The organism is Aquipseudomonas ullengensis, from assembly GCF_014174475.1.
GTDB classification, from domain to species: domain Bacteria; phylum Pseudomonadota; class Gammaproteobacteria; order Pseudomonadales; family Pseudomonadaceae; genus Aquipseudomonas; species Aquipseudomonas ullengensis.
This window is the reverse complement of sequence record NZ_JACJUD010000006.1, coordinates 53,107-67,166: the sequence shown is the minus strand read 5'-3', so window position 1 is coordinate 67,166 and position 14,060 is coordinate 53,107. Positions and strand designations below refer to the sequence as shown.

Genomic DNA, 14,060 nt, shown 5'->3' with positions numbered 1-14,060 from the left:
CCCATGCAACGCCGTGACTTGCTGAAGAAAGCCGCGGCGCTGGGCGCCGCCGGTGTCGCCGCTCCGCTCCTTGCTACGCAGGCCGCTCCTGCGCCGGTACGCCCGGCCGGGCGCAAGCCGAACATCCTGCTGATCGTCACCGACCAGCAGCGCGCCTACCGCGACCTGCCCAGCGCCGTACCGCTACCCGGGCATGAGCGCCTGCTGCAGCGTGCGGCCAGCCTGGGCAACTTCCACGTCAACACCACGCCCTGCTCGCCGTCGCGCTCGGTGCTGTTCACCGGCCAGCACACGCAGCAAACCCTGATGACCGCCAACCTCGGCCTGCCGCCGTTTCGCGAGCTGTCGCCGGCGCTGCCCACGCTCGGCAGCATGCTGCGCGAGCAGGGCTATCACACGGCCTACAAGGGCAAGTGGCACCTGTCGCATATCGAGCAGTCGAGCAACCTCACCTACGGCCTGGTCGAGCCGACCAGCGACGCGTTGCTGCCCTACGGCTTTGCCGACTACAACCTCAATGGCGACCCGCACGGCTCGCTGATGACCGGTTTCATCTACGACAAGGTCACCGCCAGCGACAGCGTGGCCTGGCTGCAGCAACACCACAGCGACGAGACGCCGTGGTTGCTCGCGGTCAATTTCGTCAACCCGCACGACATCATGTTCTACAGCTCTGGGGTCAAGCAGGAGCAGTCGCGGCTGCGGCGCAACTACCTTGGGCCGATCTCGCCGGGGCCGAGCACCGGCCTGTACGAAAAGCACTGGGACCTGCCGCTGCCGCACAGCTTCTATGCCGAAGACCTGACGAAGAAGCCCTGGGCCCAACGTGCCGATGTGGAGCTGTGCAACCGCGTCTACGGCCACCTCGACCCCACGGACGAGCAAGCCTGGAAGGGGCTGCAGAGCTACTACCTGAACTGTGTGCGCGACGTCGACCAGTCCATCGAGCAGGTGCTGCTGGCGCTGGAAAGCAGCGGCCTGGCCGACGACACCATCGTCGTCCTCACCGCCGACCACGGCGAGATGGCCGGCGCCCACACGCTGCGGCAAAAAGGCCCGCACATGTACAAGGAGAACACCCGGGTCAACTTCATCGTCCGCCATCCGGACATCCAGCAGGGCTTCAGCAGTGAGGCGCTCGGCTCCACCGTCGACATCGTGCCGACGCTGCTGGAGCTGGCCGGGCTGGACAGCACCGCGCAGGCCGAGCGCTATCCGCAGCTGGCCGGCGTGAGCCTGGTCGCCAGCCTTGGCGGCGCCGCCAAGCGTTCGGCGCGGGACGAGCGCGGGCACCTGTTCGACTACGGCGTGATGATGTACCTCGATCCGGAATTCACCGAGGCGGTGATCCGTGACCACGACACCGTCACGCCATGGGCGATCATTCAGGAGTCGATGGCGCGCGGGCAGCTCGGCCCCTCGCTGGACAACCGTGCGCTGTTCCGTGGCATCCACGATGGCCGCTACAAGTTCGCTCGTTATTTCGCCCCGGCCGACCACCACACGCCGACGGGTTTCGACATGCTACTGGCGCGCAACGACCTGGAGCTGTATGACACGCAGAGCGATCCGGATGAGTTGCACAACCTGGCCGCCGACCCACAGAGCCAGCGTGCCCTGATCGAAGGCCTGAACAGCCGCCTGAGCAACCTGGTGGCCCAGGAGATCGGCATCGATGACGGCCGCGAGCATTCGGGGCCGGCGTTTCTTTATCACTGACTGGAGTTACCCATGCTGAAAATCGCCAAAGGCGCCATGCTGCTGTTCTGGCTGCTGGCCCTGGTCAACCTGCTGCAGCCCTTTGCCGGCCCCTACCTGACCTGGGGCGCACTGCTGATCCTGGCCGTCCATGTGCTGGAGATCGCCCTGCTGCACGGCCGCCTGCAACGCCAGGCCGAGCCCTGGAAGGACCGTCTGCAGGTGCTGCTGTTCGGTGTGTTGCACGTGCGCGGCATGGCCAAGTGAGCTGAACCCGGAAACGAAAAAGCCGCGCTGATGCGCGGCTTTTTCATGTGCCCATTGCGGGTTAGACGATGAAGTTGGTGCTGCTGAGAGAGGCTACGCCGAGCAGCGAGATTTCGAATTCGGCGGTGACGTCGGCATCCGTGCTGCCGTACAGAACGCCGTTGGAGAAGCGCAGTTGCCCGGTCGCGTCACCGCTGAAGGCCTTGGTGCCGATGAAGCTGAATGCATCGTTGGTGCTGGTGAGTGCATTAGCATCCAGGGTCGAGAGGTCAATCTTGTCGCTCTCGCTGGACTTGAAGTCGGCCAGTACATCACGCAAGGCTCCAACGCCCATTTCGCTCAAGGCGTTGAAGTCGAAACGGTCGGCACCTGTGCCGCCGTACATCTTGTCGACCCCGGCGCCACCGATCAGCAGGTCGTTACCAGCCCCGCCGTTCAGGGTGTCATTGCCGGCCCCGCCGCTCAGGGTGTTGGCTGCGGTGTTGCCTGTCAGCGTGTCGTTGTATTGGCTACCGGTCAGGTGCTCGAAATTGAGCAGGGTGTCGCTGCCTGATCCGCCAGTAGCCTGGGCCACTGTGCTGGCCAGGCTGACTTTTACCGCGCTGGTGGCGAAGGCGTAGGAAGCGGTATCGCTACCGGTCGCGCCGTTGAGGACGTTGTTGCCTGTGCCGGCATACAGCACGTTGTTGAGGCTGTTGCCGGTTGCGCTCGCCGTGCCGGTGGACAGGACACGCAGGTTTTCGATATTGGCGCCCAGGGTGTGGGCGCTGAGAGAGCTGTAGACGGTGTCTGTACCACCGGTCGCGACGGTGGCGTTGGTTTCGCTGACGACATCGCCGCTGTTGTCGATGTAGTAAATGTCGGAGCCGTCGCCGCCGATCAGCTTGTCGGCACCCGCGCCACCATTGAGCGTGTCATTGCCGGCGCCGCCGCTCAGGGTGTTGGCTGCGGTGTTGCCTGTCAGCGTGTCGTTGTATTTGCTGCCGGTCAGGTGCTCGAAATTGAGCAGGGTGTCGCTACCTGATCCGCCAGTGGCCTGTGCGGCCGTGATGGCCAGGCTGGCCTTGATGGCGCTGGTGGCGAAGGCATAGGAGACGGTGTCGCTACCGGCTGCACCGTTCAGAATGTTGTTGCCGGCTCCGGCGTAGAGCACGTTGTTGAGGGTGTTGCCCGTGCCGTTGGCGTTGCCCGCAGCCATCAGGCGCAGGTTTTCCAGGTTGCTGCCGAGGGTGTAGGCCGCCAGGTAGCTGTTGACCAGGTCGGTGCCGCCGGTAGCGGCGGTGGCATTGGTCTCGCTGACTTTGTCGCCGCTGTTGTCGACGTAGTAGGTGTCGGAGCCATCGCCGCCGATCATCCGGTCTGCGCCGGCGCCACCGTTGAGCGTGTCATTGCCGGCCGCACCGTTGAGGTGATCGTTGGCTGCGGCGCCGGTGAGTACATCGTTACCGGCGCCGGCATTGATGATCACGCTGCCACTGCCGGTCCAGGCAAGTGTGTTGTCTGCTGCATCGCCGTTGAGACCGGACACCTTGTTGCCTTTGGCATCGAAGCGCTGCAGGTAAACGTCGCTATCCAGGCCGTTGGCGCTGTAGGACTCCCAGGTGATCACGTAGCCACCGTCCGCCAGGGCGGTGATGCTGGCGAATTCCTGGTTGCTTGCGGTGGTGGTGTTGATGCGGGTTTCACTGCCGACCTTGGCGCCGCTGGCACTGTAGCGCTGAATGAAAACACCACTGGCATCGCCGCTGCCGTTGCCATCCCACGCCACCAGGTAGCCGCCATCTGCCAGCGCGACGACCCGTGGTTCTTCCTGGGAGCCTGCCGTGGTGGTGTTGACCAGTGTCTGGCTGCCGACCTTCACGCCGCTGGCGTTATAGAGTTGGGCGTAGATTTCGCTGGGGCTTTCAGTGTCCTCATCATCCGACAATTCTTCGGTGGAGGATTGCCAGGCCACGACATAGCCGCCACTGGTCAGCGTGGTTACCACCGGATCCTGTTGCGCTCCGGTCGTAGTGGTATTGATGCGTACCTCGCCGCCAACCTTGGCCCCGGCGGCGTTGAAGCGCTGGGCAAAGATGCCGTAGCTGTCACCTGTACCACTGCCTTCCCAGGTGGCCAGGTAGCCGCCGTCGGCAAGGCCGGTGACCGTCGGCCCGTCCTGTTCCCCGGTCGTCGTGGTGTTGATGCGGGTTTCGCTGCCGACCTTGACGCCGCTGGCATCGTAGCGCTGCAGATAGGCGCCCCAGTCGCTGCCATCCTGGCCGTAAGACGCCCATGAAACCACGTAGCCACCGTCTTTCAGGGCTGTGAGTTCCGGGCTGTCTTGCTCGCCAGTGGTGTAGGTGTTGACCCGATATTCACTGCCAGCCTTGGTGCCATTGGCATCGAAGCGCTGAGCGCGAATGTCTGTGTTGCCCTCGCCGCTTTCCACTTTCCAGGCGATGACGTAACCGCCCCCGGTCAGCGCGGTGACCACGGGGTCTTCCTGCTCGCCGGTAGTGCTGGCGTTGACTTGGGTTTCTCCGCCGACTTTGACGCCGCTGGCGTTGTAGCGCTGCGTGAAGATGTAGTCGGTGCTGTCGCTACTCTGGTCGCTCCAGACCGCAAGATAGCCACCGTCCGCCAGGGCCGTGATCGAGGGTTCGTTCTGGTAGCCCGTAGTGGTGGTGTTGATGCGGGTTTCGCCGTAGATGACAGCAGCCATAGCACATTCCTTATGTGGCAAAAATTCTGATGAGCGGGACAGGAATCTACAGGGATATTTTTTTGGCGTCAAAGTGCCACTATGTATCATGCTGCTGGGTTTTCACGTCGGAACCATGCATTTCGCTGATGAGGCACTAGGTTGTGTACAGGGCTGGGCTCGCTGATTGGGTGTCGGTGACGGGCAATAGCCGCCGAACTGGAATGCCTTGCTAGCACTGAATGGCAACAGAAAAAGATGCTGTCAGCCGCATCCAATGATCGTTATTTGCAAATGAACAGGCCACTCAGGGACTTTTAATGAACACCCCTTCAGCCTTCTACAAACAAGTTCTAAAACTCTGGCATGCGCCCGACCTTGCACTGATCGGCCAGCGTCGCGAGCGCCGTATGCGCTTGCTAGCCAGCCTGGTGCTGGTGCTCCTGGGTACGATCTGGGGCTGTTTCTTCATGCTGCGCGGCGCCTGGGGCATCGTCCTGTCGGACGTCGTACTGATCCTGTGCGGGCTCGGTGTGTTTGTCCTGACCCGGCGCAACCAGGTGCGGCGCGCCAATCTGCTGCTGTTTGGCGTGATGATCGTGGTGGTTGTCGGCATGACCCTGTTGCTGGACCCGCACACGGCGGCGGCGCCACGGGCCACTCACCTGTACCTGTTGCCGCTTGCCGTGGCGGCCTTGATGGCGTTCCGTGACGAGCCCCTGTGGCTGCGCTACGGCGTTTCCCTGCTCTGCTTCGCGCTGTTTACCGGCCTGGCCGCTTCAGCGTGGAGCCCGGTCAGCGGTTACGGCTTGCCGGATGAGGTGCGGGTGGTTGGCTCCTGGGTGCAGGGTGGGGCTGCAATGTTGCTGCTGTTCATGCTGCTGCACATCCTGCAGAGCGACGCCGCCGAGCGCTCGGTGCTCGATCGCGACCTGCTGGCGGCGCTGCGCGACGAACAGTTCGTCCTGCATTACCAGCCCCAGCTGAACAGCGCCGGGAGAGTGATCGGCGCCGAGGTGTTGATCCGCTGGCAGCATCCGCAACGGGGGCTGGTGCCTCCCATCGAGTTCATCGGCCATGCCGAGAAGACCGGGCTGATCATTCCGATCGGCAAATGGGTGCTGGAGCAGGCCTGTACGCAGTTGCGCATCTGGAAAGATGACCCGCTGTACCGCGACATCGGCCTTGCCGTGAACATCAGTCAGAACCAGTTTCGCCAGGCCGCCTTCGTGCCGGACATGCTGGACCTTATCGCGGTACATGGCATCGAAGCGCATCGGCTCGAACTGGAGCTGACCGAAACCCTGATCGTGCAGGACATGGAAGACCTGGTGCGCAAGATGGTGGCGCTGGCCGATCACGGTGTGCGCTTTTCCCTCGATGACTTCGGCACGGGGTTTTCCTCCCTGAGCCACCTCAAGCGCCTGCCCTTGAACACGCTGAAAATCGATCGCTCGTTCATCAGCGACGTCCTGACCGATGCCAGCAGTGAAACCATCGTGCGTACCGTCATCGGGCTGGGGCAAAGCATGGGCATGACGGTGATTGCCGAGGGCGTGGAGACCGAGGCGCAGCAGCGCTTCCTCGCCAGTAACGGCTGTGTGCAATTCCAGGGGTATCTGTTTAGCAAGCCCCTGCCGCTGCAAGAGTTCGCGGCATTTGTGGCGCGCCAGCATGGCTGAGTGGCAACGGGGTGTGCCCGCAAGGCGGGTGCGCTAGCTGCCTGGAGAAGAGGAGCGCGTCTGTTGCGCCAGTGCTGGCGTAGCCGGCCAAGGCCCGCCAGCACTGTGGGGCTGATCGGAGGTATCAGGGCTTGCTGTAGAGATAGCCTTCGATCTTCTCGTACTGGAAGCCATAGGCCCCGTTGGTGAAGTACTGGGTCGTATACAGGTGGTGCTTGTTGGTCGGGTTCCAGTAGCGATGCAGCGGTACCGAGCCGGTCACCTTGGCGGTGTACAGGTAGGCGGCGATGCTGCTGTAGGCATAACCGGATGCGGTGTTGGCTGCATCGTCACGGGTAGTGGTGTAGAGGCTGTCCGAGGTCGCAGCCTTGAAGTAGCGATGGAAGGCGCTGGTGCCAAACAGGTTGGTACTGGGCACGTAGGCGATGATCGCGTCATAGCTGTAGCCGTATTTGGCCAGGCTGGTGTCATCGCGCTTGACGGTGTACAGGTTGTCGCCGGTCTTCTGGCTGTAATAGCGGTGTAGCGCGGTCTTGGTCAGCGAGTTTGTGTTGAGTATCTTCCACAGGCTGCCTGAGCTACTGCCGCAGATGGAGTTGCTGGACGTGGAGCCGACTTGCCAGCCAGCGGGTAGCACCGAGCCGACACACGCATTCATCTGCTTCTGGCCGGCCGTGCTCTGCGCTTCGAAAATCTGCCGCGGAGCGCCGCTGGCTTGCCCGCAGTCGCCATTCCCTGAGTAGTTGGTCACCCGGGTCACAACCCAGCCGGTTGGGAGCGTGCGGGTGCAGGAGTTCAGCTTGATCTGGTCGCGTGTGTTGGTGATCTGCCAGATCTGCTTGGGCGTACCGCTAGACGTACCGCAGTTGCCTGTTCCGTTATAGCTGCTCTGCTTGTTGTTGACCCATCCAGCAGGGGTGGCTAACACGCAGGTATCCAGCCGGCTCTCGCCGGCGAGCAAGGTAAAGGTGTATTGGCTGTTGCCGCTGCAGGCACTGGAGCTGCTGATGACCTTGGTAATGACGTAGCCGGGCTTGTTCACGGCGCTGCACGACTTAACCGTACTGGCGGCCTGCACACAGAATGGCGAGACAAGAGTGAACAGTAACGCGGCGGTTTTGCTGAGTGCTTGCATACCCATTCCTTGTGAGTGCCTGAGGCATCCTTGCGTCTGGCTACAAGGCCAGGTTCGACTGGAGTCTAGGGTAGCGTGAGCATCGGAGCTAGTACCTGCCGGGCGCATGAGTTGTCTCGCGCCAAGGGCTATTCGGAGCCGTGCCCCATTATTCGCATGTGCCAGTTTCGGCCCTCAGGCTCTTAGCGCTTTATTCTCGGCCTATAGCTGCCAGACGGTTAACCAGCGGAATCATCAGCAGCGCAAGTCCTGCCACGGCCGCTGCTACATAACCGACGCTGGCGATGCCCGCCGTCTGGATAGTCAAGCCGCCGACAATTGCCCCGATACCTATCCCGGCGTTAGCGGCAGATACGTTGGTCGTTCCCGCCAGGGCCTGGGAATGGCTCACCGAGTTCATGACCCGTACCTGGCAGATCGGATACAGCGCCGTGTTGGCGATCCCCCAGAGCGCCAGTGCGATGCAGACGAACAGGCCGGCGCTCGCCAGCGGCGTGACGGTCGCCACACCCAGCGCCAGCAGCACCAGGAACAAGGCCGTGGCCTTGAGGGGCGAGCGATCCACGGCTTTGCCGCCGATCCAGTTGCCAATCAGGCCGATGGCGCCGAAGCCCATCATCCACCAGCCCACCTGCGCTGGGGGCACGCTGGCCACTCGTTCCAGCATATCTGCCAGGTAGGTGTAGGCCACGAACATGGCGCTGAAGATGATGATCGACAGCGCGACGTTGGCCAGGAACAGCGGCTCTTTGAAGATGCGTGCTTGCTTGAGGAAGTCGACCCGTGCGCTGCGCGCGACTTTCGGCATGTACAGCGCCATGGCCATCGCCATCACCAGTGACAGACCCGCCAGCAACCAGAAGGCTCCCCGCCAGCCGATGCCGTTGGCAGCCAGTGTGCCAAGGGGAATACCCAGCAGGAGCGCGGCGGTGATACCCAGGTAGACCCTGGCAATGGCTTGGCCTGATTTTGCCGGGCCGGCCAGTTGCGCTGCCGTTTCACTGGCGGTGCCCCAGAAAACCGGCAGCATCAGCGCGGGGATAAAGCGCGCGATGGCCAGAACCCAGAGGTTCGACGAGAGTGCCGCCAGGCCGTTGGCGAAGGCGAAGACCAGCAGGATCGCGATAAACAGCTGCTTCCTGTCCAGGTGGGCGAGGGCGGCGGTCAAGGGTGGGCCAAAGAGCATGACGGTGAAGGCGAACAGCGTGACCAACTGACCGGCTGCGGCAATCGAAATGCCAAGGTCGCGGGCCACGGCCGGCAGCAGACCGATAATCAGGAATTCCGTGGTCACGATCAGAAAGGCCGAAATGGCTAGGATGGTGATGCTCAACGCCGAGCCGGTCGCAGTACAAACCAGTGGACGGGGGGATTCGATAGCACTCATGACGCCGCTCTTCAGTAAGGAGGGCGCTATGGTATTGGTTCTATAAATTCCTATTGATGGCGTTTTTTCTGGCTATTACTGATCTGAATTCACTTGTTTGCGCTCAGGCAATCTGTGGCCGGCAGGAATCAGGCAGGCCGCTAGCGCTTCCAGCAAGGTGCTGACCTTGGGCAACGCCTCGCGTTTCTTCAACCAGACCAGGTTCATCGGCAGCCCATCGGTAGCCAGCTGCGGCAGGACTTCGACCAGTGCCCCGCTATCCAGATGGCCCTGCACCAGCCAGGTGGGTAGTTGTGCAATGCCGTAACCCGCCAGGACGGCCAGCACTTCCCCCTCGCCATCGCCGACCGCGATCCGTGCCGGCATGATTCGCCGCTTCTTGTCGCCAGCCTCAGGGCCTTCGCGATACCAGGGGCTGACCTGGCCGTCGCTATGGCCGTAGAGCACGCAGTCGTGCTGCTCAAGCGCGGCTTCGCTTGCCGGCGTACCGCGCCTGGACAGGTACTCGGGAGCGGCGCAGTAGATCAGCCGTTCGGCGCCCAGGTAACGGTGGCCCAGGGTAGCCGGCCAGATATCCGAGCCGCCGATGCGCACAAGGATGTCGATGCCCTGGTCGGCCGGGTCGACAAAGCTATCGGTAAAGGAGATATGCGGCATGAGCAGCGGATGTTGTTTGGCCAGTTGCAGAATCACCGGCAACACGTGCATGCGCCCGTAGGAGGCCGGCAGGTCGATACGAATCCGCCCGCGAGGCTCGAAGAACTCTGCATGCAGCGCCAGCTCCGACTCCTCCAGATCGGTGAGCACCCGCGTGCAGGTTCGGTAGAAAGCCGTGCCCGCATCCGTCAACGCCAGCCTGCGCGTAGTGCGTTCAAAGAGGCGTATGCCCAGGCGTGCTTCCAGCCTCGCGATGCCTTTGCTCACCGCTGAACTGGTCAGGCTCAAGCGTTCGGCCGCCGCAGCAAAGCTGCCGAGTTCGGCTGCACAAACGAATACATCGATGCCTTTCAAACGCTCAGAAGAGAACACGGTCCGACCTTGTTTAGCTGTGGGGCAGGATAGGCAAATCTGGCCTTTGGCCAATGGTCGTTGATCAGGGTGGCGAGGTATAGCCCTTGTGTTGGGCTGCCAATAGCTACTTTCAGGAATGGCATGAGTCACTCATGAGCTTCGTTCATGACTGCATGCTGCGTCAGGCGGGGGCTATTGGCTGTCAATCGGCTCATGAGAGTGCGCTTGGAGCGGGCGCTTGAGGTTTGCGGGTTCAATCAGGCTTCGCAGTGGCCGGCAAAGCGGGACGCAAATTTCTTTAAATGGCAGAAAAGAAAAAGGCCAGCCCGGAGGCTGGCCTAACTCTTTGATTTTAATGGTGGGCCCACACGGACTCGAACCGTGGACCAAAGGATTATGAGTCCTCTGCTCTAACCAACTGAGCTATAGGCCCTCAGAAGTCGGCGGATTATACCGGCGCCTTTTCCGTGCTGCCAATCGGCAATGGGCCGAGGAAGTTGCTGGCGAAGGACTCGGCCGAGAGCGGGCGGCTGACGACGTAGCCCTGGATCTGCTGGCAGCCCTCGGCGGCGAGGAAGACTTCCTGGGCTTTGGTCTCCACGCCTTCGGCGATCACGGTGAATTGCAGGCTGCGGCCGAGGGCGATGATGGCGCGGGTGATCGCGGCGTCATCCTGGTCTTCGGGCAGGCCTTGGATAAAGGATTTGTCGATCTTCAGGATGTCCAGCGGCAGGCGCTTGAGGTAGCTGAGCGAGGAGTAGCCGGTGCCGAAGTCGTCGATGGCCAGTTGCAGGCCCAGGGCCTTGAGTTCGTGGAGGATGAACAGGGCTTCTTCGGCCTGGTTCATGATGAAGCTCTCGGTGATTTCCAGCTGCAGCTTGCTCGCATCGAGGCCGAAGTCGCTGAGCATGCCGGCGATGTGTTCGGCCAGTTGCGCCTGGCGCAACTGGCTGCCGGACAGGTTGACCGATAGCGGGCCGAAGGGCGCGTGGCAGCTTTGCCATTCGCTCAGTTGGCGGCAGGCCTCCTGCAGGGCCCAGTCGCCGAGCTGGAGGATCATGCCGTTTTCTTCGGCCAGGGGGATGAAGCGATCCGGCGGGATATCACCGAACACCGGGTGGCGCCAGCGCAACAGGGCCTCGGCGCCGATCAGTTTCTGCGTGCTCAGGCACAGCTTGGGCTGGTAATGCAGGCTCAGTTCATTGCGTTCGATGGCGCGGCGCAGTTCGTGCTCCAGGGTCATGCGCTCGGTAGCCTGGAAGGTCAGGCTGCGGGTATAGAACTCAGTGCGGTTGCGGCCTTTGGCTTTGGCGCTGTACATGGCGGCATCGGCGTTTTTCACCAGGGTGGCGACGTCGTTGCCATCTTCCGGGAACAGGCTGATGCCGATGCTGGCGCTGATGAAGAACTCGTGTTGCTCGGCCTGGAAGGGGGCGCTGAAGCAGGCCAGTAGCTTGGTCGCGACACGTTCGGCATCGCGTGGCTGGTGCAGGCCGGGGAGCAGCACGATGAACTCGTCGCCGCCCAGGCGTGCCACGGTGTCGATATCGCGCAGCTGCTCGCGCAGGCGCGTGGCGATGCTTTTCAGCAGCATGTCGCCGACCGGGTGGCCAAGGCTGTCGTTGATGTGCTTGAAGCGGTCGAGGTCGAGGAACAGTACGGCGCCTTGGCCATCGTCGGTACGCGCGTCGCTCAGCGCGGCATTCAGGCGATTCTCGAACAGCAGGCGATTGGGCAGGCCTGTGAGCGGGTCGTGGTGGGCCTGGTAGTCGAGGCGCGCCTGGGCCTGCTTGAGGGTGCTGATATCGGCAAATACGCCAACGAAGTGGGTGATGCTGTCGCTCTGGTCGCGCACGGCGCTGATGGTCAGCCACTCGGGGTAGATCTCGCCATTCTTGCGGCGGTTCCAGATCTCGCCTTGCCAGTGGCCTTCAGCTGCCAGCTGGTGCCACATGGCGGCGTAGAAGGCGCTGTCGTGCTGGCCGGAGGAGAGCAGGCGCGGCGATTGGCCGAGGGCTTCCGCCTCGCTGTAGCCGGTGATTTCGCTGAAGGCCCGGTTGACCGCGCTGATGCGCTGGTCGAGGTCGGTGATCATCACGCCTTCGGCGGTACTCTCGAATACGGTGGCGGCCTGGTGCAGGCGTTCCTGCATCAGTTGGCGCTCGGTGATGTCGCGGGCGATGGTGAGCATGCATGGTTCGTCGTCGATCATGATCGGCTGGGCCGCCAGCTCACCCAGGCGGCGGGTGCCGGTGCGGGTGCAGATCCAGGCGCGGAAGTCGCGCGCCATGCCCTGGCTGCGTACCAGCTCGATCATCCGGTCGCGGTCGTCGAGGTTGGCCCACAGGCCGATGTCGGAGGTGGTGCGGCCAACCACCTGCGACAGGTCGTAGCCGGTGATCAGGCAGAACCCTTCGTTGGCTTCCAGCAGGCGGCCGTCACTCAGGCGGGTGATCAGCAGGCCATCGGGCGAGGCGTGGAAGGCCTTTGCGAATTTCTCTTCGGAGACTTGCAGTTGTTGCTGGGTGCGTTTGAGCTCGGTGATGTCGCGTACGGCCACCACCAGGGCGGCGCTACCGTCCAGCTCGATGGGTTGGGCCGAGATCAGGCCGGTGAACAGCTCGCCATTGCGCCGGCGGAAGAGCATTTCCACGTTGTTCAGGGCCTGGCCCTGCATGCGCTGGAGCAGGTCGCTGCCGATGCCGGGCACGCCCCAGATATCCAGGTCGGTAGCGGTCTTGCCAAGCGCTTGCGCACTGCTGATGCCGAGCTGTTGCTCGAAGGTATGGTTGAGGGCGAGCAGCACGCCGTCGCTGCGTCGGGCGATGACCAGGATGTCCGGGCAGTGGTGGAACACCGAGCTGAAACGGTCCTCGGCCTGGCGGGCTTCGCTGATGTCGATCATCAGGCCGCGCATGACCTGCGCGCCATCCAGGGTGCTCAGGGTGATGATGTCGCGTATCCATACCGGGCGACCATCGGCGGCGAGCATCCGGTAGTCCAGGTTGTGGTCGTGGCCTTGCTGGCTTTCGCCGCGGCTGTAGCTGAGCGCTGCTTCGGCGTCGTCCGGGTGCAGGTGGTCTTGCCAGAATCCAGGCTGGAACCAGTCGCTGAGGGGGTAGCCGAGAAGTTTGACGGCCTGCGGCGAGACGTAGGTGAAGCGGTAGTCGTCCAGGCGCATTTCCCAGGCCACGGCGTTGAGGCTTTCCACCAGGCCGCGGTAGTGCTGCTCGCTGATGCGCAGTTGCTGTTCCAGCGCCTTGCGGTTGCTCACTTCCTGGCGCAGGCGCCGGTTGATGCGCAGCACGGCGGCGAGTACCAATAGCACGGCCAGTAGTGCCGGGAGGCCATACAGCAGGACTTCCTGCCAGACCTCGCGGCGATCGAGCACGCCACCGATCCAGGGTTCTTGCAGGGTTTCTATTTCGCCCGGAGTCAGTTCGGCGAACAGTTTGTCGAGGATGCCGATGAGGGTTGCCTGGCTGTGTCGTGCGGCCATCGCCAGTTGGTAGCGGTAGGGTGTTTCGCCGCTGATGTAGAGGCCTTCGAGCTTGAGCTGGCGCATGCTCCAGACGCTGGAGGCGAGGTCGCCAACCAGTGCGTCGGCCTGTCCGGTGGCGACGGCCTGCAGTGCGGCGTTGACGCTGGGGACGGGCAGCAGGTTGAGGTCGGGGTTGCGTGTGCGCAGCAGTTCGTGGGGGGCATAGTCCTGCACCACCGCCACTTTCAGGCCGTAGAGATCCTCCAGTCGCCGCGGTTGCGGCCCGCCCAGATGGGCGATGATGACGATGGGGAAGTCCAGGTAGGGGCGGGTGAAGGCCAGGTCGCGTTGGCGCTCCGGAGTGGCCATCACGCCTGGGAGCAGATCGATGCGGCCCGTCTTGGCACCGGCCAGCACTTCACTCCAGCTGCTCGGCTCGACCGGCAGAAGTTTTATCTGCAGGCGCTTTTCGATCAGCTGCACATAGCCGGCTGCGAGGCCCTGGTAGTGGCCCTGACTGTCGCGAAACTCGAAGGGTGGCCAGGAGGCGTCGATGCCCAGGCTCAGTTGCGGGTGTGCTTTGAGCCAGGCCTGTTCTGCCGGGCTGAGGGTGAGTGCGGCCGCCGGGGTCGCCCAGAACGCCAGACACAACAGGAGAATGGCCAGCAGACGCGGCATGCAGGCAGCTTCCGGAGAAATGCAGATAAGCCCAGTGT

8 protein-coding genes and 1 tRNA gene are annotated in these 14,060 nt (G+C 62.9%); 3 read left to right on the top strand and 6 right to left on the bottom strand.

The annotated features are described in order from the left end of the window. The first annotated feature begins 3 nt into the window (after positions 1–3). Together H3H51_RS17155 and H3H51_RS17150 are read left to right on the top strand one after the other, a co-directional pair. A complete protein-coding gene (locus tag H3H51_RS17155; RefSeq protein WP_183090294.1) occupies positions 4–1,719 on the top strand; it encodes a sulfatase-like hydrolase/transferase in 1,716 nt (571 codons plus the stop codon). A 12-nt stretch (positions 1,720–1,731) separates the two neighbouring features. Then, a complete protein-coding gene (locus H3H51_RS17150) occupies positions 1,732–1,965 on the top strand; it encodes a DUF1145 domain-containing protein (RefSeq protein WP_183090293.1) in 234 nt (77 codons plus the stop codon). A 61-nt stretch (positions 1,966–2,026) separates the two neighbouring features. Here H3H51_RS17150 and H3H51_RS21320 read toward each other — a convergent pair whose 3' ends face one another. Then, positions 2,027–4,669: a beta strand repeat-containing protein gene (locus tag H3H51_RS21320; protein WP_183090292.1), complete on the bottom strand. Its 2,643-nt coding sequence runs from the start codon at positions 4,667–4,669 to the stop codon at positions 2,027–2,029. Between the two features lie 299 nt (positions 4,670–4,968). Here H3H51_RS21320 and H3H51_RS17140 point away from each other — a divergent pair, with 299 nt between their 5' ends. Then, positions 4,969–6,330, top strand: coding sequence for a putative bifunctional diguanylate cyclase/phosphodiesterase (locus H3H51_RS17140; RefSeq protein WP_183090291.1), 1,362 nt, complete (start codon positions 4,969–4,971; stop codon positions 6,328–6,330). Between the two features lie 124 nt (positions 6,331–6,454). Here H3H51_RS17140 and H3H51_RS17135 read toward each other — a convergent pair whose 3' ends face one another. From H3H51_RS17135 to H3H51_RS17115, 5 genes are all read right to left on the bottom strand, one after another. After that, entirely contained in the window at positions 6,455–7,465 is a 1,011-nt protein-coding gene (locus H3H51_RS17135) for a hypothetical protein (protein ID WP_183090290.1), read from the bottom strand. Positions 7,466–7,655: 190 nt separating this feature from the next. Next, positions 7,656–8,852 (bottom strand): MFS transporter, encoded by a 1,197-nt coding sequence (locus tag H3H51_RS17130; protein WP_183090289.1) that lies wholly within the window; start codon positions 8,850–8,852, stop codon positions 7,656–7,658. A gap of 75 nt (positions 8,853–8,927) precedes the next feature. Next, positions 8,928–9,881, bottom strand: a complete 954-nt coding sequence (locus H3H51_RS17125; RefSeq protein WP_183090288.1) for a LysR family transcriptional regulator — start codon at positions 9,879–9,881, stop codon at positions 8,928–8,930. A gap of 338 nt (positions 9,882–10,219) precedes the next feature. Then, positions 10,220–10,296 (bottom strand) — tRNA-Ile (locus tag H3H51_RS17120). Between the two features lie 15 nt (positions 10,297–10,311). Then, positions 10,312–14,022 carry a bifunctional diguanylate cyclase/phosphodiesterase gene (locus H3H51_RS17115; RefSeq protein ID WP_183090287.1) on the bottom strand — a complete coding sequence of 1,237 codons (3,711 nt, stop codon included), beginning with the start codon at positions 14,020–14,022 and terminating at the stop codon, positions 10,312–10,314. Between the last annotated feature and the right edge of the window lie 38 nt (positions 14,023–14,060).

Excerpts from the sequence above, each read along its gene's own strand:
- H3H51_RS17155 (WP_183090294.1), top strand. The coding sequence starts at position 4 with ATGCAACGCCGTGACTTGCTGAAGAAAGCCGCGGCGCTGGGCGCCGCC.
- H3H51_RS17150 (WP_183090293.1), top strand. The coding sequence starts at position 1,732 with ATGCTGAAAATCGCCAAAGGCGCCATGCTGCTGTTCTGGCTGCTGGCC.
- H3H51_RS21320 (WP_183090292.1), bottom strand. The coding sequence starts at position 4,669 with ATGGCTGCTGTCATCTACGGCGAAACCCGCATCAACACCACCACTACG.
- H3H51_RS17140 (WP_183090291.1), top strand. The coding sequence starts at position 4,969 with ATGAACACCCCTTCAGCCTTCTACAAACAAGTTCTAAAACTCTGGCAT.
- H3H51_RS17135 (WP_183090290.1), bottom strand. The coding sequence starts at position 7,465 with ATGCAAGCACTCAGCAAAACCGCCGCGTTACTGTTCACTCTTGTCTCG.
- H3H51_RS17130 (WP_183090289.1), bottom strand. The coding sequence starts at position 8,852 with ATGAGTGCTATCGAATCCCCCCGTCCACTGGTTTGTACTGCGACCGGC.
- H3H51_RS17115 (WP_183090287.1), bottom strand. The coding sequence starts at position 14,022 with ATGCCGCGTCTGCTGGCCATTCTCCTGTTGTGTCTGGCGTTCTGGGCG.